Annotated in this window: 19 protein-coding genes and 1 pseudogene; 16 read left to right on the top strand and 4 right to left on the bottom strand. The window is 61.2% G+C overall.

Going from position 1 to position 23,014, the window contains the following annotated elements:
* Positions 1–11 precede the first annotated feature (11 nt).
* The 8 genes and pseudogenes from PSH80_RS02455 (at position 12) to PSH80_RS02490 (ending at position 9,559) form a co-directional block, all read left to right on the top strand.
* Positions 12–929 (top strand): hypothetical protein, encoded by a 918-nt coding sequence (locus PSH80_RS02455; protein WP_057958159.1) that lies wholly within the window; start codon positions 12–14, stop codon positions 927–929.
* Positions 929–1,372, top strand: coding sequence for a hypothetical protein (locus PSH80_RS02460; RefSeq protein WP_057958160.1), 444 nt, complete (start codon positions 929–931; stop codon positions 1,370–1,372). Before PSH80_RS02455 ends, PSH80_RS02460 begins: the two co-directional genes overlap by 1 nt.
* Positions 1,373–1,387: 15 nt before the next feature.
* Positions 1,388–1,549, top strand: a pseudogene (locus tag PSH80_RS02465) (NAD synthetase); the annotation flags it as partial.
* On the top strand, positions 1,546–1,995 hold the full coding sequence (locus PSH80_RS02470) for a hypothetical protein (RefSeq protein ID WP_057958161.1): 450 nt from the start codon (positions 1,546–1,548) through the stop codon (positions 1,993–1,995). The pseudogene PSH80_RS02465 and the gene PSH80_RS02470, both read left to right, overlap by 4 nt.
* Before the next feature lie 12 nt (positions 1,996–2,007).
* The gene (locus PSH80_RS02475) at positions 2,008–2,466 is read left to right on the top strand and encodes a hypothetical protein (RefSeq protein ID WP_057437428.1); all 459 of its coding nucleotides are present in this window, start codon (positions 2,008–2,010) and stop codon (positions 2,464–2,466) included.
* Positions 2,467–2,703: 237 nt separating this feature from the next.
* Complete coding sequence (locus PSH80_RS02480) at positions 2,704–5,988, top strand: DUF2126 domain-containing protein (RefSeq protein ID WP_305419056.1); 3,285 nt, start codon at positions 2,704–2,706, stop codon at positions 5,986–5,988.
* A 194-nt stretch (positions 5,989–6,182) separates the two neighbouring features.
* A complete protein-coding gene (locus PSH80_RS02485; protein WP_057437433.1) occupies positions 6,183–8,669 on the top strand; it encodes a circularly permuted type 2 ATP-grasp protein in 2,487 nt (828 codons plus the stop codon).
* Positions 8,669–9,559, top strand: coding sequence for a transglutaminase family protein (locus PSH80_RS02490; RefSeq protein WP_115127263.1), 891 nt, complete (start codon positions 8,669–8,671; stop codon positions 9,557–9,559). Before PSH80_RS02485 ends, PSH80_RS02490 begins: the two co-directional genes overlap by 1 nt.
* A gap of 193 nt (positions 9,560–9,752) precedes the next feature.
* Here PSH80_RS02490 and PSH80_RS02495 read toward each other — a convergent pair whose 3' ends face one another.
* Complete coding sequence (locus PSH80_RS02495) at positions 9,753–9,941, bottom strand: hypothetical protein (RefSeq protein WP_057437435.1); 189 nt, start codon at positions 9,939–9,941, stop codon at positions 9,753–9,755.
* A gap of 382 nt (positions 9,942–10,323) precedes the next feature.
* Here PSH80_RS02495 and azu point away from each other — a divergent pair, with 382 nt between their 5' ends.
* Positions 10,324–10,770 carry an azurin gene (gene azu, locus PSH80_RS02500; protein WP_057437438.1) on the top strand — a complete coding sequence of 149 codons (447 nt, stop codon included), beginning with the start codon at positions 10,324–10,326 and terminating at the stop codon, positions 10,768–10,770.
* 134 nt (positions 10,771–10,904) lie between these two features.
* Here azu and nadE read toward each other — a convergent pair whose 3' ends face one another.
* From nadE to PSH80_RS02515, 3 genes are all read right to left on the bottom strand, one after another.
* Positions 10,905–11,732 (bottom strand): ammonia-dependent NAD(+) synthetase, encoded by an 828-nt coding sequence (gene nadE / locus PSH80_RS02505; protein ID WP_057437440.1) that lies wholly within the window; start codon positions 11,730–11,732, stop codon positions 10,905–10,907.
* A gap of 3 nt (positions 11,733–11,735) precedes the next feature.
* Positions 11,736–12,950 (bottom strand): nicotinate phosphoribosyltransferase, encoded by a 1,215-nt coding sequence (gene pncB / locus PSH80_RS02510; protein WP_057958168.1) that lies wholly within the window; start codon positions 12,948–12,950, stop codon positions 11,736–11,738.
* A 169-nt stretch (positions 12,951–13,119) separates the two neighbouring features.
* Positions 13,120–14,010: a LysR family transcriptional regulator gene (locus PSH80_RS02515; protein WP_057437442.1), complete on the bottom strand. Its 891-nt coding sequence runs from the start codon at positions 14,008–14,010 to the stop codon at positions 13,120–13,122.
* A gap of 154 nt (positions 14,011–14,164) precedes the next feature.
* Here PSH80_RS02515 and PSH80_RS02520 point away from each other — a divergent pair, with 154 nt between their 5' ends.
* The 7 genes from PSH80_RS02520 (at position 14,165) to PSH80_RS02550 (ending at position 22,611) form a co-directional block, all read left to right on the top strand.
* A complete protein-coding gene (locus PSH80_RS02520) occupies positions 14,165–15,655 on the top strand; it encodes an aldehyde dehydrogenase family protein (RefSeq protein WP_057958169.1) in 1,491 nt (496 codons plus the stop codon).
* A gap of 144 nt (positions 15,656–15,799) precedes the next feature.
* Positions 15,800–17,083, top strand: coding sequence for an FAD-binding oxidoreductase (locus tag PSH80_RS02525; RefSeq protein WP_057958170.1), 1,284 nt, complete (start codon positions 15,800–15,802; stop codon positions 17,081–17,083).
* Positions 17,084–17,472: 389 nt separating this feature from the next.
* Positions 17,473–18,609, top strand: a complete 1,137-nt coding sequence (locus PSH80_RS02530) for a branched-chain amino acid ABC transporter substrate-binding protein (protein ID WP_057437446.1) — start codon at positions 17,473–17,475, stop codon at positions 18,607–18,609.
* Positions 18,610–18,831: 222 nt separating this feature from the next.
* Positions 18,832–19,746: a branched-chain amino acid ABC transporter permease gene (locus PSH80_RS02535; protein ID WP_057437447.1), complete on the top strand. Its 915-nt coding sequence runs from the start codon at positions 18,832–18,834 to the stop codon at positions 19,744–19,746.
* 2 nt (positions 19,747–19,748) lie between these two features.
* Positions 19,749–21,026, top strand: a complete 1,278-nt coding sequence (gene livM, locus PSH80_RS02540; RefSeq protein WP_057958171.1) for a high-affinity branched-chain amino acid ABC transporter permease LivM — start codon at positions 19,749–19,751, stop codon at positions 21,024–21,026.
* The gene (locus PSH80_RS02545) at positions 21,023–21,898 is read left to right on the top strand and encodes an ABC transporter ATP-binding protein (protein ID WP_057958172.1); all 876 of its coding nucleotides are present in this window, start codon (positions 21,023–21,025) and stop codon (positions 21,896–21,898) included. Before livM ends, PSH80_RS02545 begins: the two co-directional genes overlap by 4 nt.
* Positions 21,895–22,611 (top strand): ABC transporter ATP-binding protein, encoded by a 717-nt coding sequence (locus PSH80_RS02550; protein ID WP_057437450.1) that lies wholly within the window; start codon positions 21,895–21,897, stop codon positions 22,609–22,611. Before PSH80_RS02545 ends, PSH80_RS02550 begins: the two co-directional genes overlap by 4 nt.
* Positions 22,612–23,014 lie beyond the last annotated feature (403 nt).

A 23,014-nucleotide genomic window follows, 5' to 3' on the forward strand; every position in this document is an offset into this window, starting at 1 on the left:
AAGAACACCCCATGAGCAACCCCTTGCTCAACATCGGCATGGACTCCAACCGCTCCCAGTTCATGGCGCGCCAGCGCATCGAAAGCCAGATCAACCTGCCACGGCTGTTCGCGGCCATCGACGCCGACCCCGGCATCGTCGGCGCAGGGGTGGTGTATATCGACGCTGACTTCAATGTCATTACCCTGCGCGAGTTCAAGCCGATCTGCAGCATCAAGCCCAAGCGCATCATTTTGCGTGAGGCGCAGAGGTACATTTCGCCGGCGCAGTTTGCCAATCAGGTGGCTAACAACCCGCGTGAGTCCCGGTTGGTGGGCGAAGCAGTCAATACGACCCTGTCTTGTGCGGGCGCAATCCTCGGTTGGATTGTTGTGTTCAGCGGTACAGTCGCCGTGCCTTTCACGGGTGGCGCGAGCCTGGTGGTGGCGGGCATCGGTGCGACGGCTGCAGCGGCCAGTACTGCGCAATGTGTCGTCGGGGGGGTGAGAACTATCAACGAACTCAATGACCCGGCAGCCAACGACGATATGGATAGCGAGGACTGGTATCGCTATGCAATGCCGGTATTGGACGCCGCTTCACTGCTGGGTGCCGGCGCCTCTACTCTGACCACTCTTCGGCTGCTGCAGGCTCGAAAGGTGACCACTGGCAGAAGTTGGTACGAGTTGTCCAAGGGGTTGACCCGCCAGCAACGCAAGGCGCTCACCAAAGAGTTGCTGAGCCTGAAAGATCCAAGACTGAGCAATAAACTCTTGAAACTGCGCCAGCGCTCCGGTCTGCTGGCCAAGCGCTATTCAGCTAGCGAGATCAATCACGCTACTGTGACGCAGATCAGAGACTCCCTCGGGGCTGCCGTTGGTCTTACCGGGAGCGCTATATCAGGCAACATTCGAACGATTGCAGTTGGCCTCTATGAGGAGGTTGAGTGATGGATCGTCCTGGTTCATTAAGAGCTTTTTTGGCGCAATATTTTCCAGCGTTTATATGCGCGTTCTTCCTTGCCTGCTTCTCTCTCTCTGCCGCTATTTCATTGGCATCAAGTACATTTTTTCGCAGTGACCCAGAGCGGGCGCGTTACTCTTTTCTGGCGGCAGTTTTCTTGGGCTTGCTCTTGGCGTTCAGCCATTTCGTCATGATCAGAGGGCGAGAATGGGGGGCTTGGGCTATCGCAGCCTTCTACGTTGTATGTTTGCTGGTCGTGTTGCCAACCTATAGCTATCGGCCACATATGGCAGCGTATGTAATGGGGCTGCTGTTTCCGTTGGCGGGGTTGCTGTTGCTCAATAGTCAGCGTCATCGGGAAATGCGACAGAAACTCGTCGAGCTGCGCCATCTGCGCCAGGCTGCGACCGCAAAGTACAAAAAACGGTGATTGTGCAGATTCACTAGCCGTGAACTCCCCAAGCGTTTCGCGCCTACCGAAGTCAAGCATGCAACAGTCACGCAAATTAAGGATGCCTTGGGTGCTGCGGTCGGTTTTACCGGCAGTGCGATTTCGGGGAATGTTCGGACTGTTGCTGTAGGCCTGTACGAAGAGATTGAGCAATGAATGAGATTCCCAGCATTCGTAGTTTTCTGTCGCAGTATTTTCCGGTCTTTATGGGGGGGATATTCGCGTCCATTTTTACGTTGGTATTTGCAGTTCCGTTGTTTTTCGACAGCTATTTTCAGGACCTTCCCATGGAGGACAATGCAAAGTATTCGTTCCTGGGTGGCATCGCGCTCACTTTGGTGGTGGTGCACTGCAATTTCATGATTGCTCGCGGGCGTCCGCAATGGGTGCGGCCGCTGGCGGTGCTCCTGGGGTTGTGCTTCCTAGGTGTGTTGCCCGCCATCCGTGATCAGCAGCATCCGTTGATCTATAGCTTGAGCTTATTGTTCCCACTGCTGGGCTTGCTGTTGCTCAATAGTCAGCGCCATCGCGAAATGCGCCAGCGGCTGCTCGAAATACGCCACCTGCGCCAAGCCGTAATCGCAACGCGCAAAAAGCGTTGATGGGGTAAGCGAATGAACGAGTTAATGACGCTACGCGACTTTTTCAGGCAATACTTTCTGACGTTTCTGGGTGGTGTATTCGCTGCGTATTTTTCGTTGGCATTGGCTGTTGCGCTGGCGTTCGTCACTTATTTTCGTGATGTGCCGCTGGCTCAAGTGGGGCTCAAGATCATGTTGGTCGGGGCGCTGCTCATTCTGTTGACGGTCCATAGCAACTTTATGATTTTGCGGGGCCGACCCTCCTGGGTGTGGGTGATGGTCGGTATCTACCTCGCCTGTCTAGTGTTTGTAGTTCCAATGGTTCAGTACCAGCCTCATAAAGTTCTCTATGGGTTGGCGCTGTTATTCCCATTCCTTGGATTGTTGACACTTAACAGCAAGGTTCAACGAGAGATGCGTACAAAACTCGTTGGAATCCGTCGCATTCGGCAGTCTGTCAAATCAACCGCTAGATCGAGTAGTCGCATGTGAAGGCGTTGCCTTCGATAACCGGTTTCAACGCAACGCGCAAAAAGCGCTGATTGGGTAGATTCACCACTGCGCCCCGCACTTGCGCCACAAATATGTGCAACCCTCGCACCACGACGGCCGCTCTCGCGCCGTTTTGGTGCTGTACTGCACCGGCTCCCTCGATAAAGCGCAATGACCGCCGCTCTGGCATAAGTCTTGCGCGCTTTGTGTTCATGCTCTGGCTCGCAGGAGGCCGCCGTGTCGATTCATGTCGCGTTGCACCATGTTACGCATTACCGTTACGACCGCGCTGTGGAGCTTGGCCCACAGATTGTGCGTCTGCGACCGGCGGCCCATAGCCGCACGCGGATCCTGTCCTACGCGCTGAAGGTGCTGCCCGAGCAGCATTTCATCAATTGGCAGCAAGACCCCCAGGGCAATTACCTGGCGCGCCTGGTGTTTCCGGAAAAGACCGATGAGCTGCGTATCGAGGTCGACTTGGTCGCCGAGATGGCGGTGTTCAATCCGTTCGACTTTTTTCTTGAGCCCTACGCCGAAAAAATCCCCTTCAGCTACGCCGCCGACGAGCAGCGCGAGCTGGCGCCGTATCTGGAAACTCTGCCGCTGACGCCGAAGTTTGCTGCGTACCTGGCCGGTATTGACCGCACGCCGCTGCCGGCCGTGGATTTCCTGGTCGGCCTCAACCAGCGCCTGGCGGCGGATATCGGCTACCTGATCCGCATGGAACCGGGCGTGCAAACCCCGGAATTCACCCTGGAAAACGCCTCCGGCTCGTGCCGCGACTCGGCCTGGCTGCTGGTGCAGCTGCTGCGCAACCTGGGTTTGGCGGCGCGGTTTGTCTCCGGTTACCTGATCCAGTTGACCGCCGACGTCAAAGCCCTCGACGGGCCCTCCGGCACCGAGGTGGACTTCACCGACTTGCACGCCTGGTGCGAGGTGTATTTGCCCGGCGCCGGCTGGATCGGCCTGGATGCCACCTCCGGTCTATTCGCCGGTGAAGGGCATATCCCATTGGCCTGTAGTCCCGATCCATCGTCTGCCGCCCCGATCAGTGGGCTGGTGGAGCCGTGCGAGTGTGAGTTCACCCACGAAATGTCGGTGGAGCGCATTTGGGAAGCCCCTCGGGTGACCAAGCCCTACACCGAAGAACAATGGCTGGCGATCCAGGCCCTGGGCCGGCAGATTGATAGCGACCTGCTCAAGGACGATGTGCGCCTGACCATGGGCGGCGAACCGACCTTTGTGTCCATCGACGACCCCGACGGTGCCGAGTGGAACACCGCTGCTCTGGGCCCGGACAAGCGCCGACTGTCCGCCGAGCTGTTCCAGCGCATGCGCAAGCACTACGCGCCCAAGGGCCTGGTGCACTTCGGCCAGGGCAAGTGGTACCCCGGCGAGCAACTGCCGCGTTGGTCGCTCAATTGTCATTGGCGTCGGGACGGTGTGCCGGTCTGGCACAACGACGCGCTGATTGCCGACGAGCAGCAAGACTACGGCGCGGATGAGGTCATGGCCGGGCGCTTCCTGGCGAGCATTGCCGAGCGCCTGAAGCTCCCTGCGCGCTTTGTATTCCCAGCCTTCGAGGACAATTTTTACTACCTGTGGCGCGAAGGTGCCTTGCCACAGAACGTCAGCGCCCAGGATTCGCGCCTGGAGGATGAGCTGGAGCGCGAACGCCTGCGCAAGGTGTTCAGCCAGGGCCTGGATAAAATCATCGGTCATGTGCTGCCCCTGGCGCGCACCGCAGCCAATGATCGCTGGCAGAGCGGCCGCTGGTACCTGCGCGACACCCATTGCCGGCTGGTGCCGGGTGATTCGCCGCTGGGCTATCGCTTGCCCCTGGCTTCGCAGCCCTGGGTGACGGCGGCAGATTACCCCTTTGTGCACCCCACCGATCCCAATCAAGATCTGCCGGCGCTGGCCATCAGCGCGTCAGGCCCGGGCGAGCCGGCCCCCAGCGACGAGCGTGTGCCCAAGGTCGACGAGTCTGCCGACTGGCTGACCCGCACCGCCTTGTGCGCCGAGGCACGGGGAGGGCGGCTCTACCTGTTTATGCCGCCCCTGGAGCGGGTCGAGGATTACCTGGAGTTGGTGACCGCCATCGAGGCCACCGCCCAGGAACTGCATTGCCCGGTATTGCTGGAAGGCTACGAGCCGCCGAGCGACCCGCGTCTGAGCAACTTCCGCGTGACGCCAGACCCTGGCGTGATCGAGGTCAACGTGCAGCCGTCCGCCACCTGGGACGAACTGGTGGAGCGCACCGAGTTCCTCTATGAAGAGGCCCGGCAAACCCGCCTGACCACCGAAAAGTTCATGATCGACGGGCGCCACACCGGCACCGGCGGAGGCAACCACTTTGTGCTGGGTGGGGCCACGCCCAAGGATTCGCCGTTCCTGCGCCGCCCGGACCTGCTGCGCAGCCTGATCAGTTACTGGCATAACCATCCGTCGTTGTCGTACCTGTTTTCCGGGCTGTTTATCGGCCCGACCTCCCAGGCGCCACGGGTGGATGAGGCGCGCAATGACGCGTTGTACGAATTGGAAATCGCCTTTGCGCAGATGCCCGCGCCAGGCGAGGAATGCCCGCCGTGGCGGGTGGACCGCTTGCTGCGCAACTTGCTGATCGACGTCACCGGCAATACCCACCGCGCCGAATTCTGCATCGACAAGCTCTACTCGCCGGACGGTGCTACCGGGCGCCTGGGCCTGCTGGAGCTGCGCGCCTTTGAGATGCCGCCCCATGCACGCATGAGCCTGACCCAACAGCTGCTGCTGCGCGCCCTGGTGGCGCGCTTCTGGCGTGAGCCCTACGCGCCGCCGAAGCTGGCGCGCTGGGGCACGGAGCTACACGACCGCTTCCTGCTGCCGCACTTTATCGAGCAGGACTTTGCCGACGTGATCGTCGAGCTCAACGCCGCCGGTTATCCACTGCGCGCCGAGTGGTTCGCGGCACACCTGGAATTCCGTTTTCCCAAAGTCGGCGACTATGCCGTCAGCGGTATCGAGTTGGAACTGCGCCAGGCCCTGGAGCCCTGGCATGTGCTGGGCGAAGAGGGCGCGGCGGGCGGTACGGTGCGCTACGTGGATTCATCCCTGGAGCGCTTGCAGGTAAAACTCAGCGGCCTGGCGCCGCAGCGCTATGTGCTGACCTGCAACGGGGTGGCGGTGCCACTGCACGCCACCGGCCGGGTGGGGGAGTTCGTCGCGGGCGTGCGTTATCGCGCCTGGCAACCGGCCAATTGCCTGCAGCCGACCATCGCGGTGCATGCACCGCTGGTGTTCGATTTGCTGGATACCTGGATGCAACGCTCCCTGGGCGGCTGCCAATACCACGTGGCCCATCCGGGTGGGCGCAATTACGACAGCTTGCCGGTGAATGCCAACGAAGCGGAAAGCCGGCGCATGGCGCGGTTTTTCCGCCTGGGCCACAGCCCGGGCAAATTGCCGGTGCCGGCGATGGTGATCAACGATGAACTGCCAATGACCCTGGATCTGCGGCGGTTCCCCAATAAAAATGACTAAACACAACCCCACCTGTAGGCGCGGGCTTATGTGGGAGCGGGCTTGCCCGCGATGACCGAGTATCAGCCAGGACATGCATTGGCTGACGCACTGCTATCGCGAGCGAGCCCGCTTCTCCACACGGCCAGTTTCCACAGAGGATTTGCAGTGTTTGTTAGGTTAATCTGGCTTCCCTTGCCCCTGCCGAGCGTTCCATGTCCGACTTGCTCGACCGTTACCCGCTGACTGCGGGCACCTATCACGAACTGCTGGATGGCAGCGGCGCGGTGCGCGCCCATTGGCAGCGCCTGCTCGACCACCTGCAGCGCAGCACCCCGGCGCAACTGGCCCAGCGCCAGGCGTTGCTGACGCGGCAGATCCAGGAAAACGGCGTGACCTACAACGTCTATGCCGACCCCAAGGGCGCCGACCGCCCATGGGAGCTGGACCTGCTGCCCCACGTATTGGCGGCGGATGAGTGGGCGCACTTGTCGGCAGGCATTGCCCAGCGTGCGCGCTTGCTCAATGCGGTGCTGGCCGACCTGTATGGCCCGCAACGCCTGATTGCCGAAGGCTTGCTGCCGGCAGAACTGGTGTTTGGGCATAACAACTTCCTCTGGCCGTGCCAGGGCATCCAGCCGCCCGATGGAGTGTTCCTGCACCTGTACGCGGTGGACCTGGCGCGCACCCCGGATGGCCGCTGGTGGGTCACGGCAGACCGCACCCAGGCGCCCTCCGGCGCCGGTTATGCCCTGGAAAACCGCACCATCGTCTCCCGTGCATTCCCGGATTTGTATCGCGACTTGCAGGTGCAGCACCTCACCGGGTTCTTCCGCACCCTGCAGGAAACCCTGGCCCGCCAGGCGCCCGGTGATGACCAGCCGCCGCTGATCGTGCTGCTGACCCCGGGGCGCTTCAATGAAAGCTATTTCGAACACCTGTACCTGGCCCGTCAGCTTGGCTACCCCTTGGTAGAAGGCGGCGACCTGACCGTGCGCGACAGCACGGTGTACCTCAAGACCCTCAGCGGCCTGCGCCGCGTGCACGCGATCATGCGCCGCCTGGACGATGATTTCTGCGACCCCCTGGAACTGCGCACCGACTCGGCCCTGGGCGTGCCCGGCCTGCTGGATGCGGTACGCCAGGGCAATGTGCTGGTGGCCAATGCCCTGGGCGCCGGCGTGCTGGAGTCCCCTGGACTGTTGGGTTTCCTGCCGAAGATCAATCAATTTCTGTTTGGCGAAGAACTGATCCTGCCGTCCATCGCCACCTGGTGGTGCGGCGAGGCCCCGGTACTGGCCGAAGCCCTGGAAAAACTGCCGGAGTTACTGATCAAGCCGGCGTTTCCTTCGCAAAGTTTTGCCCCGGTGTTTGGCCGCGACTTGAACAACGAACAACGCCAGGCCCTGGCCGAACGCATGCAGGCGCGCCCATACGCCTACGTGGCCCAGGAGCTGGCGCAGCTGTCCCAGGCGCCGGTCTGGCACACCGTGGATGATCATCTGCAACATCGCGCCATTGGCATGCGCGTGTACGCGGTGGCCGGTGAGGATGGTTACCGGGTGCTGCCGGGCGGCCTGACCCGCGTGGCAGCCCACGCGGACGCCGAAGTGGTGTCTATGCAACGTGGCGGGGCGAGCAAGGACACCTGGGTGCTGGGCGAGCGGGCCCCCGGTGGCGAGCAATGGCGTGCGCAGCGGGTGATCGGCACCCATGACCTGGTGCGTCGCGACCCCTACCTGCCTTCGCGGGTGGTGGAAAACCTGTTCTGGTTCGGCCGTTACTGCGAGCGCTGCGATAACAGTGCGCGCTGGCTGCGTGTGGTGCTCGCGCGCTATGTCGATGGTGACGACCCGCTGGCCCTGCAGGCCGCCGTAGAACTCGGTGAGAGCCTGCGCCTGCTGCCGGAGGAGGGCGAGTTGCCCGAGCGCCTGCTGCAGGCCCTGCTCGGTGATGACTGGCCGTCGAGCCTGCGCGCCAACTTGCAGCGCTTGCAGTGGGCGGCATCCCAGGTGCGCGGCAAGCTGTCCCGGGAGAACTGGCAGGCTCTGGTGGAGTTGCAGCGCGAAGCCCTGGAGCTGGAGCGCGAGACGCCGGATTTTGGCGAGCTGCTGGATTTTCTCAATCGCCTGGTGATGTCGCTGGCGGCCTTGTCCGGCTTTGCCCTCGACGACATGACCCGCGACGAAGGCTGGCGCTTTTTGATGATGGGCCGGCGCATCGAGCGCCTGCAGTTTCTCAGCAGCAGCCTCGCGGCCTTCCTGCGCGGCGTGGCGGTGTTCGACCAGGCCGGGCTGGAGTGGTTGCTGGAGTTGGGCAACAGCAGCATCACCTACCGCTCGCGTTACCTGGCAGTGCCGCAATTGATTCCGGTGCTGGACCTGTTGCTGCTGGATGAACAGAACCCCCACGCGGTGGTGTTCCAGCTCAAGCTGGTGAGTCGCACCCTGCGTCGCCTCAACGATGACTTCGGCGTGCCTCGGGAGACCGGGCTGGCGCCGCTGGTGGAGCGCCTGTCGCGCTTTGACCTGGGTTGCCTGGAGAACCCGTTGTTTGGTGACGCCAGCGTGCGCGCGGCCCTCGACGGCCTGGCGGACCTGTTGCAGGCGGTCGCCGATGAAAGCGGGCAAGTCTCTGATCGCCTGGCCCTGCGCCATTTTGCCCATGTGGATGATGTCAGCCAGCAAACGGTGTCTGTGTAATGAGCGCGCGCTATCAGATTTTCCACGATACCCATTATCACTACGACAGCCCGGTGTCCCTGGCCCAGCAACTGGCGCACTTATGGCCGCGCCCGTGTGCGTGGCAGCGCTGCACTTCACGGCAATTGGAGATCAGCCCCGAGCCGACGGCGCGCCGTGATGAGCTGGATGTGTTCGGCAACCCGATCACCCGGCTGGCGTTCGAGCGGCCCCATGATGAATTGCTAGTCAACGCCGGCCTGACCGTGGAGGTTTTGGCCCGGCCTGTGCTGGATTTCAACCAGTCACCGCCCTGGGACCAGACCCGCAACCGCCTGACCTACAGTGGCCAGCCGTTGTCGGCAGAGGCGATCGAGGCGTGCCGCTATCGTTTCGAATCGCCCTACGTGCATTTGAAGAAAAACTTCGTCGATTTTTCCGAGAGCTGCTTTCCGGCTGGCCGGCCGCTGTTGCTGGGCGTGCAGGCGTTGATGGAGAAGATTTTCAGCGAGTTTACCTTCGATGCCGAAGCCACCCAGGTCGCCACGCCGCTGGTGGAGGTGCTGGAGCGTCGACGGGGGGTGTGCCAGGACTTTGCCCACCTGATGCTTGCCTGCCTGCGCTCACGGGGCCTGGCGGCGCGTTACATCAGTGGCTACCTGCTGACCCAGCCACCGCCCGGCCAGCCACGGCTGATCGGCGCTGATGCGTCGCACGCGTGGGTGTCGGTGTTTTGCCCGTTGTCGGGCTGGGTGGATTTTGATCCGACGAACAATGTGCAGCCGGCACTGGAGCACATCACCCTGGCCTGGGGCCGGGATTTTTCCGATGTCTCGCCGTTGCGCGGGGTGATTCTGGGAGGGGGCAGCCATGACCCGGAAGTACGGGTGACGGTGATGCCGCTGGAATAACCGATGCGGTGTGGCCAATGCTCCCGTGGAGAGCAGGCCGCTGTGGCGAGCGTGTGCTGTGGCGAGGGCGCTTGCTCCCGCTGGACTGCGTAGCCGTCCCAGTTCTGGGACCACTTCGCGCCCCAACGCGGGCAAGCCCGCTCGCCACATAAAGCCTGCTCGCCACAGGTCAGGCATTCATTGAGGCGGGGGTTCAGGCCTCGGGTGCCGGGTCTTTCGGGGTTTCAGTTTCGTCAGCAATCACTTCCCCTTCAGCATCCGGGTTCAGTGCGCCTGCTTCTTCGTCGGCCGCAGCTTTCTTACGTTGCAGCTTTTCCTCTTTCTTCTGTTCCTTGGCCAAGTCTCTCTGACGTTTGGCGAAGGAGTAATTAGGTTTTGCCATGGGCGATCCTCTGGGGTCGAAGGTGAGGTTGAGCGGCGGGTATTCTGCCTTTAAACGGGCTCCAAGGGGTAATCGGGTTTCAGAATCGTCTCTGCTGACTAAACGTTAGTCGACATTAACCGTTTCGTAAGTACCGCTGGCGCCACAGGCGTAAGCGGCAAGCAGGCTGCATAACAGGCTATTGAGGTGCATGGCTCGGACTCCAGGAAGGAAAGATGAGCCGATCATAGGCAGCGTGCGGCACTTTGGCTGGTTGATTCTGTCGATCAGTCTGATAGCCTAAAGTTGTATACAATCTGTTGATTCAGATCATTGGAACATCTGCCTGCCTCAGGCACCCTTGTCGCATATGCGTTTTTTAAACCCTGCCTTGGAGATTCACATGTTCGCCAAAATCGTTGCTGTTTCCCTGCTGACTCTGGCCAGCGGTCAGTTGCTCGCTGCAGAGTGCAAGGTCACTGTCGACTCCACCGACCAAATGTCCTTCGACACCAAGGCCATTGAAATCGACAAGAGCTGCAAGACGTTCACCGTTGAGCTGAAGCACTCGGGCAACCTGCCGAAGAACGTCATGGGCCATAACTGGGTGCTGACCACTGAGGCTGATATGCAGCCGGTTGCAACCGAGGGCATGGCCGCCGGTATCGACAACAACTACCTGAAAAAAGACGACACCCGCATCATCGCCCATACCAAGATCATCGGCGCGGGCGAGACCGACTCGGTGACCTTCGATGTGTCCAAGCTCAAGGCTGACGGCAAGTACATGTTCTTCTGCTCGTTCCCAGGCCACATCGCGATGATGAAAGGCACTGTGACCCTGAAGTAAGGCCACAGACCGCGTTATCGTTCGTCACCGGCAAGCCCGCCCCCCACATTTTGATGTATGAATACATTCAACTGTGGGAGCGGGCTTGCCCGCGATAGCGGCCTGACAATCAATACACAACCACCCGCCTCACCTCAAGGCGCAAACGGCATCACCCGCTTGTGCTCAGTCTTGCGATAGGTCTCGCAGATAATCCTGAACGCTTCCTCACGCACCGGCTGGCCGTGCAGGAACGCATCGATTTCGGTATAGGTCACGCCATGGGACGCTTCATCCGGCTTGCCCGGTGAGAGGTCTTCCAGGTCGGCTGTCGGGATCTTCTCCACCAGCGACTCGGGCGCACCAAAGTACCGGGCAATCGCCCGTACCTGGTTTTTCACCAGCCCGCTCAACGGTGCCAGGTCGCAGGCACCATCACCAAACTTGGTGAAAAACCCCATCACCGCTTCCGCCGCATGGTCGGTGCCGATCACCAGGCCGCTCGCTGCGCCGGCGATAGTGTATTGCGCGACCATGCGCATCCGCGCCTTGGTATTGCCCAGTACAAAATCGCGGGACACCGCCGCCTTGCCCTCGAAGGCCGCTACTTCATTGGCCAGGGCCTTGACCGCCGGGCCGATGTTGACCGTGTGGCGTTCGTCGGGGTTGATGAAGTCAACGCTGGCCTGGGCATCGTGTTCGTCGAACTGGGTCTCGTAAGGCAGACGCACCGCGATAAAGCGGTAAGCGTCATCGCCTTTGAGCGCGCGCAGCTCTTTCATCGCCCGCTGGGCCAGCAGGCCGGCGGTCAGGGAGTCGACGCCGCCGCTGATGCCCAGCACCAGGGTCTTGAGCCCCGAATTGAGCAGGCAGTCCTGGATAAAGGTAATCCGCCGGGCCACTTCCGCTTCGAGGGCGGCGTGGTCCTGGAACGGTGGTTGGACCTTGAGCTGTTCAGCAATCTCACGCTGTACGGCTTGCATGATTCACTCCTCGCTAGAGATGGCAGGTACTTTGAAAACGTGGCGCAAATAGGCGACGAAGTTCGGATCCGTGCAGTGGGTCTTGCCCGCTTCATCGGAGATCTTCGCCACGGGCTGGCCATTGCAGGCGGTCATTTTAAGCACGATGCTCATCGGTTCCACACCTGGAATGTCACAGGTCAGGTTGGTACCGATGCCAAAGCTGACATTGATCCGACCGCGCAGCGCGCGGAAAATCTCCAGGGCCTTGGGCAGCGTCAGGCTGTCAGAGAACACCAGGGTCTTGCTCATCGGCTCGATGCCCAGCTTGTGGTAATGGGCGATGGCTTTTTCGGCCCACTGCACCGGGTCGCCGGAGTCATGGCGCAGGCCGTCGAACAGCTTGGCGAAGTACAGATCGAAATCGCTGAGGAAGGCATCGGTGGTGATGCAATCGGTCAGGGCGATCCCCAGCAGGCCACGGTACTCGCGGACCCAGCAATCAAGGGCGGCGATCTGGCTGTCGATCAGGCGCGGGCCCAGTTGCTGGTGGGCCATGATCCATTCGTGGGCCATGGTGCCCAGGGGCTTCATGTCCAGTTCGCGGGCCAGGTGCACGTTACTGGTGCCGACGAAACGGCCGGGGAAGTCGTGCTTGAGCACATTCACCACTTCCTCCTGCACGCGGTAGGAGAAGCGCCGGCGGGTACCGAAGTCCGCGACCTGCAACTCGGCCAGCTCGTCGCTGCTGGCATTGGCGGTCAACCAGTCGAACTTGCGATACAACTGCTCGCGGGCCTGCTCCAGGATGATGGTCGGGTAGCGATAGCGGTTACGCACTTCGCTGACAATCGCCAGTAGCGGCACTTCAAACAGGATCACATGCAGCCAGGGGCCGCGCAGGCGGATAAACAGCTCGCCATTCTCGATGCCGGTCTGCACATAGCGCAGGTTGAAGCGGAACAAACCCAGGAAGCGCAGGAAGTCCGGCTTCATAAAGCTGATGCGTTCCAGGAAACCCAACTGGTCCGGGCTCAGGCTCAACTCGGCGAGGCGCTCGATCTGGTAGCGGATTTCTGCCAGATAGGGGCGCAGGTCCTCGCTGTTACGGCAACGGAATTCCCATTCAACTTCCACGTTGGGGTAGTTGTGCAGCACCGCCTGCATCATGGTCAGCTTGTAGAAGTCGGTGTCGAGCAGGTTCTGCACGATGCGATCGGCAAACACACTCTCGCTCATAACGGGAATCTCCAGACAAGAATGGCGCTAGTGGCGCATAGACCTGTGTTGTTTTGCCAGAGGTTTTTTTGTCGTGGCCTCTGGCGTCATCGCAGGCAAGCCAGCTCCCACAGGAGAATGCATTCCAAATGTGGGCGCTGGCTTGCCTGCGATGGCGGTATTCCAGGGGCTAAACAACCTGCTCCATCATCCACTTCACAAAATCCCGCACCTTGGGCACCTCTGCCGAATGCTCCGGATACGCCAGGTAGTACGCATCCTGGCTGGGCATTGCGTGCTGCCAGGGGATCACCAACTTGCCGTCTGCCAACTCTTCTTCCACCAAAAACCGCGGTAGAAGCGCCACGCCACAACCTACCTGCGCGGCGCGGATGCACATATAGAAGGTGTCAAAGCGCGGCCCGTGGTAGCTGTGTTCGGTCTGGTAGCCGAGGCTGGCGAACCAGTCATGCCAGCCCTGGGGGCGCGAGGCATTTTGCAGCAGCACCAACTCGCTCAGTTGCGTGGGGTCGCTGAAGGGCTGGGCCGGCAGGCTGTCGGGGGCGCACACCGGCACCAGTTCCTCGCTGAACAGCTTGAGGCTTTCGGTGCCTGGCCTTGCGCCTGTGCCGAAGTAGAAGGCCAGGTCGGCCTTGCCTTGCAGCAACTCGTCCGGCGTCTGCTCGTTGCACAGGTCCAGGTGGATCTGCGGGTGGCGCAGGCGCCAGCCCTTGAGCCGTGGCACCAGCCAGCGCGCGCCAAAGGTGTAGGGCGTCGATACGCGCAGCACTTCGGTTTCGCCGCCGTAGGAGCGCAGGTAGTGGGTCGACATCTCCACCTGGCTCAAAATCTTGCGTACTTCCACCAGGTACAGGTCGCCCGCCGGGGTCATCTGCAAGCGCCGGCGGACCCGGCGAAACAGCAGGTGCTGCAGCAACTCCTCCAATTGTGCGACCTGCTTGCTGACGGCGCTCTGGGTGAGGTTCAGTTCCTCGGCGGCGCGGGTGAAGCTCAGGTGGCGGGTCACGGCCTCGAAGCACTGCAGGGCGGTGATCGAGGGCAAATGTCTTTTATTGAGCACGGCACGCCTCTTTTTTTGTTTTGCATGAATAAACGGAATGATATCTCGCCTAATCGTCGTTTGTTGGCAAGTCCTGGGCCAGCTACAAATAAGGCCTGGATCGTCGTGCGGGCCACGGCGCAATTTTTCTGTTGGTGGATTGAAGGAGTGACCCATGGTTGCCGCATTGCTTGATCGTCTCGGTGTAGACCCGGCGTTGTACCAGGCGGGGAAGCAGCCTGTGCATTCACCTATAGATGGCAGCCGCATCGCCAGTGTGCACTGGGAAGGGGCGGCCGAGGTCGAGCAGCAGGTCAGTCGCGCCGAGCATGCATTCGACGCCTGGCGCAAGGTGCCGGCGCCTCGTCGCGGTGAGCTGGTGCGCCAGTTCGGCGACCTGCTGCGTGAGTACAAGGCCGACCTGGGCGAACTGGTGTCCTGGGAAGCCGGCAAGATCACCCAGGAAGGCCTGGGTGAAGTGCAGGAAATGATCGACATCTGCGACTTCGCCGTGGGCCTGTCGCGTCAGCTGTACGGCTTGACCATCGCCTCCGAGCGCCCTGGCCACCATATGCGTGAAACCTGGCACCCGTTGGGCGTGGTGGGTGTGATCAGCGCCTTCAACTTCCCGGTGGCGGTGTGGGCGTGGAACACGGCGCTGGCGCTGGTGTGCGGCAACGCGGTGATCTGGAAACCCTCGGAAAAGACCCCACTCACCGCCCTGGCCTGTCAGGCACTGTTTGAACGTGTCGCGAAAAACTTCAGCGACGCGCCGCCGTATCTCTGCCAGGTGGTCATCGGCGGGCGCGATGCCGGCGCCGCCCTGGTGGACGACCCGCGTGTGGCGCTGATCAGCGCCACCGGCAGCACGCGCATGGGCCGCGAAGTGGCGCCGAAAGTCGCCGCACGGTTTGCTCGCAGCATTCTGGAACTGGGCGGCAACAACGCGATGATCCTCGGTCCCAGCGCCGACCTGGACATGGCCGTGCGTGCCATCCTGTTCAGTGCGGTCGGTACCGCAGGCCAGCGCTGCACCAGCCTGCGCCGGCTGATCGCCCACGAGTCGGTGAAGGACGAAATCGTCACGCGCCTCAAGGCCGCCTATTCCAAGGTGCGCATCGGTCACCCGCTGCAAGGCAACCTGGTCGGCCCGCTGATCGACAAACACAGCTTTGAAAACATGCAGGACGCCCTGGAGCAGGCCTTGAGCGAAGGCGGCAAGGTGTTTGGCGGCAAGCGTCAGTTGCAGGACCAGTTCCCCAACGCTTACTACGTGTCGCCGGCCATCGTCGAAATGCCCGAGCAGAGCGATGTGGTGTGCAGTGAAACCTTCGCGCCGATTCTGTATGTGGTCGGCTACAAGGACTTCAGCGAGGCATTGCGCCTGAATAACGCGGTGCCGCAGGGCTTGTCGTCGTGCATCTTCACCACCGATGTGCGCGAGGCCGAGCAGTTCATGTCGGCAGTGGGCAGTGATTGTGGGATCGCCAACGTCAATATCGGCCCGAGTGGCGCGGAGATCGGCGGCGCGTTTGGCGGCGAGAAAGAGACCGGTGGCGGGCGTGAGTCGGGTTCGGACGCGTGGCGCGGGTATATGCGCCGGCAGACCAACACCGTGAACTATTCGCTGGAACTGCCGTTGGCCCAGGGCATTACCTTCGACTGAATCAGGTGCGGTCAATGTGGGAGCTGGTTTGCTGGCGATAGCGGTATTGGACTCACCATCGTTATCGCCGGCAAGCCAGCTCCCACATCCGATTGGGTTCGCAATTCAGAATAAGCGTTGTTGGTTAGATCCCGGAGTCTGGCAATGCCATTACGCGAAGCGTGTTTGTGGGAACAACTGACCCCTGGCCGGCCGGATCGCGCCGCCCTCAAGGGTGAGGTCAAGGTGGATGTGTGCGTGATCGGCGCCGGTATCACCGGTTTGTCGGCGGCCATTCACCTGCTGGAGCAAGGCAAAAGTGTCTGCGTGCTGGAGGCCCATCGCACCGGCCATGGCGGTTCGGGGCGCAACGTGGGGCTGGTCAACGCCGGGATGTGGATTCCTCCGGACGAGATCGAGGCCGGTTTCGGCACGGCGGTGGGCAGCCAGCTCAACCGCATGCTCGGTGCGGCACCGTCCCTGGTGTTCAGCCTGATCGACAAATACAACATTGATTGCCAGCTGCGCCGCGAGGGCACGTTGCACATGGCGCACAACGCCCGTGGCGAAGCGGACCTGCGTAGCCGCGAGGAGCAGTGGAAGCGCCGTGGTGCACCGGTCGAACTGTTGACGGGGGCCGCGTGCGAGGAGGCCACCGGCACCCGAAAGATCGCCGCCGCCTTGCTCGACCGGCGTGCCGGTACCTTGAACCCGATGGCCTACACCAGCGGCCTGGCCCATACAGCCGTGGGCCTGGGTGGGCAATTGTTCGATCATTCCTCGGTGACCCAACTGGAGCGCCAGGGGCAGCACTGGTCTGTGCAAACTGCCCAGGGCGCGGTGCAGGCTGCACAAGTGGTGATCGCCTCCAACGCCTACACCGAAGGTGAATGGACCGAGCTGCGGCGCAACTTTTTCCCCGGTTATTACTATCAGGTAGCCTCCGCGCCGTTGACCGATGCCGCCGCGCAACAAATCCTGCCGGGCGGCCAGGGTTCCTGGGATACCCGTCAGGTGCTGAGCAGTATCCGGCGTGATGCCGACGGGCGTCTGTTGCTGGGCAGCCTGGGCAACGGTAACCAGAAGCCCGCCTGGTTCCTCAAGGCCTGGGCCGACCGTGTGCAGCAGCACTATTTCCCGTACCTCAAGGCGGTGGACTGGGAATACACCTGGACCGGCTGTATCGCCTTTACCCCGGACCATCTGATGCGGCTGTTCGAGCCCGCGCCCGGGTTGGTGGCCGTCACTGGCTACAACGGGCGTGGCGTGACCACCGGGACGGTGGTGGGTAAGGCATTTGCCGACTACCTGTGTCACCAGGATCCCCAGGCTCTGCCGATTCCGTTTGCACCGATGCAGCCTCTGGCCGGGGTGGGCCTGCGCAGTTGCCTGTATGAAGCCGGGTTTTCGTTGTATCACGCCGGCCAATGCCTGCGAATTGTCATCTGATCAGCGAAATACCGCCCAAAAGCCGGCGTTTTCTTAGCCGGCTACTAATCTGTATTGGTGCGAGTCGTAGCAGTGACGCACTGTAAATGTGCACTTCCGTTACGCGCGTGGTTACAGATGTCCGAAGGGGCGCTTGATGGCTGGCTGACATCAGTCCAATCGGCGGGTTTCACTCTTTCGGGCCTTTGGTTGCACCTCTGCGTTCCAGAGGGTTGCACGTCCCGGCAAAAAGGCACCGAAACGCCTGTAATAACAATGACACCGTGTCTTTTTGAAATATAAAAACGCAATGGCACGCCGCTTGCTCTCAGCTTTCCGGTGAAGGTTTCAAGTGAAAGTTTGAAGTGAAATTGCAGTGCCCATTCAACAAAAAACTCGGAGCACCACTCATGTCCCAGACGTTTTACAAGAAAGGTTTCCTGGCCCTCGCGGTAGCTGCCGCGCTGGGTGTTTCTACGTTTGTTCAAGCTGATGTGAAGATTGGCGTGGCGGGGCCGATGACGGGCGCCAACGCAGCCTTCGGTGAGCAGTACATGAAAGGTGCCCAGGCGGCAGCCGATGTGATCAACAAGGCGGGCGGGATCAACGGCGAACAGATCAAGCTGGTGGCCGGTGACGATGCGTGCGAACCCAAGCAGGCCGTGGCCGTGGCCAACCGCCTGGCCGACCAGGACAAAGTGATCGGCGTGGTCGGCCACTTCTGCTCGTCCAACACCATTCCAGCCTCCGAGGTGTACGACGAAGCGGGCATCATCGCTATCACTCCAGGCTCCACCAACCCACAAGTGACCGAGCGTGGCCTGGCGGCCATGTTCCGTATGTGCGGGCGTGACGACCAGCAAGGCATCGTGGCCGGCGACTACATCGTCGACGTGCTCAAGGGCAAGAAAGTCGCGGTCATCAACGACAAGGACACCTACGGCAAAGGCCTGGCCGATGCCACCGCCGCCCAGTTGACCAAGCGCGGCGTCAAGCCGGTGCTGGAAGAAGGCCTGACCCGTGGCGAAAAAGACTTCAGCGCCCTGGTCACCAAGATCCGCTCGCTGGGTGCCGACGTTGTGTACTTCGGCGGCCTGCACCCGGAAGCCGGTCCACTGGTACGCCAGATCCGTGAAGCCGGCCTCAACGACGTCAAGTTCATGTCCGACGACGGTGTCGTGACCGACGAACTGGTGGCGACCGCCGGTGGTGCGCAGTACGTCAATGGCGTCTACATGACCTTCGGCGCCGACCCGCGCCTGCTGCCAGACAGCAAGGCCGTGGTGGAAGAGTTCCGCAAAAATGGCACCGAGCCTGAAGGCTACACCCTGTATGCCTACGCCTCGATCCAGGCCCTGGCCGCCGGCTTCAACGGCGCCAAGTCCAACAAGGGCGAAGATGCAGCCAAGTGGCTCAAGGCCAACCCGGTGCAAACCGTGATGGGCAAGAAAGAATGGGATACCAAGGGTGACCTGAAAGTCTCCGACTACGTGGTGTACCAGTGGGATAAGGACGGCAAATACCACCAGTTGGAAAAGCAGAAGTAATCAACCAGCCACCACCGACCCCTTGTGGGAATCGGGCTTGCCCGCGATGACGGACTGACAGCCAGCACCTGTGTTGAATGTGAGACCGCTATCGCCGGCAAGCCAGCTCCCACACTGGATCGCGGTTGCCCGGGCCATTGCGTCCGGCACCAGATCTGTCTTTTCCTCCAGAAGGACCGCACACCCCACGGTGTGCAGGTTCTCACCGCGTGAGATTGCGTTATGGATGGTATTTTCCTGCAGCAACTGGTCAACGGTCTGACCCTCGGGTCGGTCTATGGCCTGATCGCCATCGGCTACACAATGGTCTATGGCATCATTGGCATGATCAACTTCGCCCACGGCGAGGTTTATATGATTTCCGCTTACCTCGCGGCGATCAGTCTGGCACTGCTGGCTTACTTCGGCCTCGAATCCTTCCCGCTGCTCATTCTTGGCACCCTGGTGTTCACCGTTGTCGTCACGGGCGTCTACGGTTGGGTCATCGAGCGTGTCGCCTACAAACCGTTGCGTAACTCCACGCGCCTGGCCCCGCTGATCAGCGCCATCGGGATTTCGCTGATCCTGCAGAACTACGCGCAGATCGCCCAGGGCGCCAAGCAACAAGGCATTCCCACCCTGCTGGCCGGCGCCTGGCGCGTCGATATCGGCACCGGGTTCGTCCAGTTGACCTACACCAAGGTGTTTATCCTGGTCGCAGCCTTTGCCGGTATGGCGCTGCTGACCTACATCATCAAGTACACCAAGCTCGGCCGCATGTGCCGTGCGACCCAGCAAGACCGCAAGATGGCCTCGATCCTGGGGATCAACACCGACCGCGTGATTTCCTACGTGTTTGTCATCGGTGCCGCCATGGCGGCCCTGGCCGGTGTGCTGATTACCCTGAACTACGGCACGTTCGACTTCTATGCCGGCTTTATCATCGGCATCAAGGCATTTACCGCAGCGGTACTCGGCGGCATCGGCTCCCTGCCTGGGGCGATGCTGGGCGGGATCATCCTGGGGATTTCCGAGTCGCTGTTCTCGGGGTTGATCAACTCTGACTACAAAGACGTGTTCAGTTTCTCCCTGCTGGTGGTGATTCTGATTTTCCGTCCCCAGGGCCTGCTTGGTCGCCCTCTCGTGGCGAAGGTGTAAACATGTCTGCTGCCAAATCTATTGATATCAAGAAAAGTGTGGTCGATGCGGTCCTCGCCGGGCTGATTTCCCTGATCGTGTTCGGCCCTATCGTCGGCGTGGTCCTGGACGGCTACAGCTTCAACCTGGAGCCGGCCCGCGTGGGCTTGCTGGTCGCCATCGTCATGGCCGGGCGGCTGGTCATGAGCCTGTTCCTGCAAACGCCCAAGGGCTTGAAGATCCTCCAGGGTTTTGAAAGCTCGGGCTCCGGGGTGCATGTGCTGGCGCCGGACTACAAGTCGCGGCTGCGCTGGATCATCCCGGCGCTGATCGTGATCGCCATTGTCTTTCCGTTTTTTGCCAACAAATACCTGCTGACCGTGGTGATCCTCGGGCTGATCTACGTGTTGCTGGGCCTGGGCCTGAACATCGTGGTGGGCCTGGCCGGGTTGCTCGACCTGGGTTACGTGGCTTTCTACGCCATCGGCGCCTATGGCCTGGCCCTGGGGTACCAATACCTCGGGCTGGGGTTCTGGACGGTGTTGCCGCTGGCGGCCATTGCGGCCGCGTTGGCGGGGTGCATACTCGGCTTCCCGGTGTTACGAATGCACGGTGACTACCTGGCCATCGTGACCCTGGGTTTCGGTGAAATCATCCGCCTGGTGCTCAACAACTGGCTGTCGTTTACCGGCGGGCCGAACGGTATGCCGGTGCCATCGCCGACCTTCCTCGGCCTGGAGTTCGGCCGCCGCGCCAAAGAAGGCGGGGTGCCGTTCCATGAGTTCTTCGGCATTGCCTACAACCCCAACGTGAAATTCCTGTTCATTTACATCGTGCTGTTCCTGGTGGTGCTGGCCGTGCTGTACATCAAGCACCGCCTGACCCGCATGCCAGTGGGTCGCGCCTGGGAAGCCCTGCGTGAAGATGAGATCGCTTGCCGCTCCATGGGCCTGAACCATGTGCTGGTCAAACTCTCGGCCTTCACCATCGGCGCCTCCACGGCCGGTCTGGCCGGGGTGTTCTTTGCCAGCTACCAGGGCTTCGTCAACCCGTCTTCGTTCACCTTCTTCGAGTCGGCATTGATCCTCGCCATCGTGGTACTGGGCGGCATGGGCTCGACGGTGGGCGTGGTGATTGCCGCGTTCGTGCTGACCGTGGCGCCTGAACTGCTGCGTAGCTTCTCCGAGTACCGTGTGCTGCTGTTTGGCGTGTTGATGGTGGTGATGATGATCTGGCGACCGCGTGGCCTGATCCGGATCAGCCGTAGCGGCGTGACACCACGCAAGGGGGTAGCGCCATGAGCAAGGAAGTGGTCCTCAACGTGGAACACCTGATGATGCACTTCGGTGGCATCAAGGCCTTGAGCGATGTGAGCCTCAAGGTCGAACGCAACTCGATCTTCTCCCTGATCGGCCCCAACGGCGCTGGCAAGACCACGGTGTTCAACTGCCTGACCGGCTTCTATACAGCCAGCGGCGGCAAGATCGAACTCAATATCCGTGGCAAACAGACCAACGTGATCCAGTTGCTCGGCGAACGCTTCAAGCCCACCGACTTCGTGTCGCCCAAGAGTTTTTTCAGCCGGGTGTACTACAAGATGTTCGGCGGCACCCACCTGGTGAACCGTGCCGGCCTGGCGCGTACGTTCCAGAACATTCGCCTGTTCAAGGAAATGTCGGTGGTGGAAAACCTGCTGGTGGCCCAGCACATGTGGGTCAACCGCAACATGCTGGCGGGCATTCTCAACACCAAGGGCTACCGCAAGGCAGAAAGCGATGCACTGGACCACGCCTTCTACTGGCTGGAAGTGGTGGACCTGGTGGACTGTGCCAACCGCCTGGCCGGCGAGCTTTCCTACGGCCAGCAGCGCCGCCTGGAAATCGCCCGTGCCATGTGCACCCGGCCGCAGATCATCTGCCTGGACGAACCGGCAGCGGGCCTCAACCCCCAGGAAACCGAAGCCCTCAGCGCGATGATTCGCCTGCTGCGCGACGAACACGACCTCACAGTGGTGCTGATTGAACACGACATGGGCATGGTGATGAGTATTTCCGACCACATCGTGGTGCTGGACCACGGCAACGTCATCGCCGAGGGCGGGCCGGAAGCGATCCGTAACGACCCGAAAGTGATTGCGGCCTACCTGGGCGCCGATGAAGAGGAGTTGGTATGAGTACGCCTATCCTCGAAATGAAGGACCTGGACGTGTTTTACGGCCCGATCCAGGCCCTGAAAAAAGTCTCGCTGCACATCGACGAAGGTGAAACGGTGAGCCTGATCGGCTCCAACGGCGCGGGCAAGTCCACGCTGCTGATGTCGATCTTCGGCCAGCCGCGCGCCGAGTCCGGGCAGATCCTCTACCAGGGCGTGGACATCACCCACAAGTCGTCCCACTACATCGCCTCCAACGGCATCGCCCAGTCCCCGGAAGGGCGGCGGGTGTTCCCGGACATGACCGTCGAGGAAAACCTGCTGATGGGCACCATCCCCATTGGCGACAAGCACGCCAGCGAAGATATGCAGCGCATGTTCGAGCTGTTTCCACGGCTCAAGGAGCGGCGTAACCAGCGGGCGATGACCATGTCCGGTGGCGAACAGCAAATGCTCGCCATTGCCCGGGCATTGATGAGCCGGCCGAAGCTGTTGCTGCTCGATGAGCCGAGCCTGGGGCTGGCGCCGATTGTGGTGAAGCAGATCTTCGCCACCTTGCGCGAGCTGGCCGCCACGGGGATGACCATCTTCCTGGTGGAGCAGAACGCCAACCATGCGTTGCGCCTGTCTGACCGGGCGTATGTGATGGTCAACGGCGAAATCCGTTTGACCGGCACCGGCAAGGAGTTGCTGGTGAACGAGGAAGTGCGCAACGCCTACCTCGGCGGGCACTAACCCGGCCTGATCGCTCCCACGCTCCGCGTGGGAGCGCATCCTGTGACGCTCCGCGTCACGCTTTGGGACGCAGAGCGTCCTTGGCGGCATTCCCACGCGAAGTGTGGGAACGATCAGCGGGTGCCTGCATTTTTCGGTCGTCCACAGGCCCTCCGGCAAATTGTGGAAAACAAATCCACACACCTCCTCAAGCGCGACATATAGCCGCCGCCAATCCCTGTTTTGTCACACAAATGACTTGTCCCCATCCACTGTGGAACCGGCTGTGGGTAACATGGGAGTAGCTGGCTACAAGCCTTTATCTACGTGGCCTGTAGCGCTATGGTTGTTTTTTGATCAGGGGCTTTTTTGTGGAGTGTCGCAGGTTTTGTCAACCTGTTCATAGACACAGGTATATGACCGA

The organism is Pseudomonas sp. FP818 (assembly GCF_030687335.1).
GTDB classification, from domain to species: domain Bacteria; phylum Pseudomonadota; class Gammaproteobacteria; order Pseudomonadales; family Pseudomonadaceae; genus Aquipseudomonas; species Aquipseudomonas shahriarae.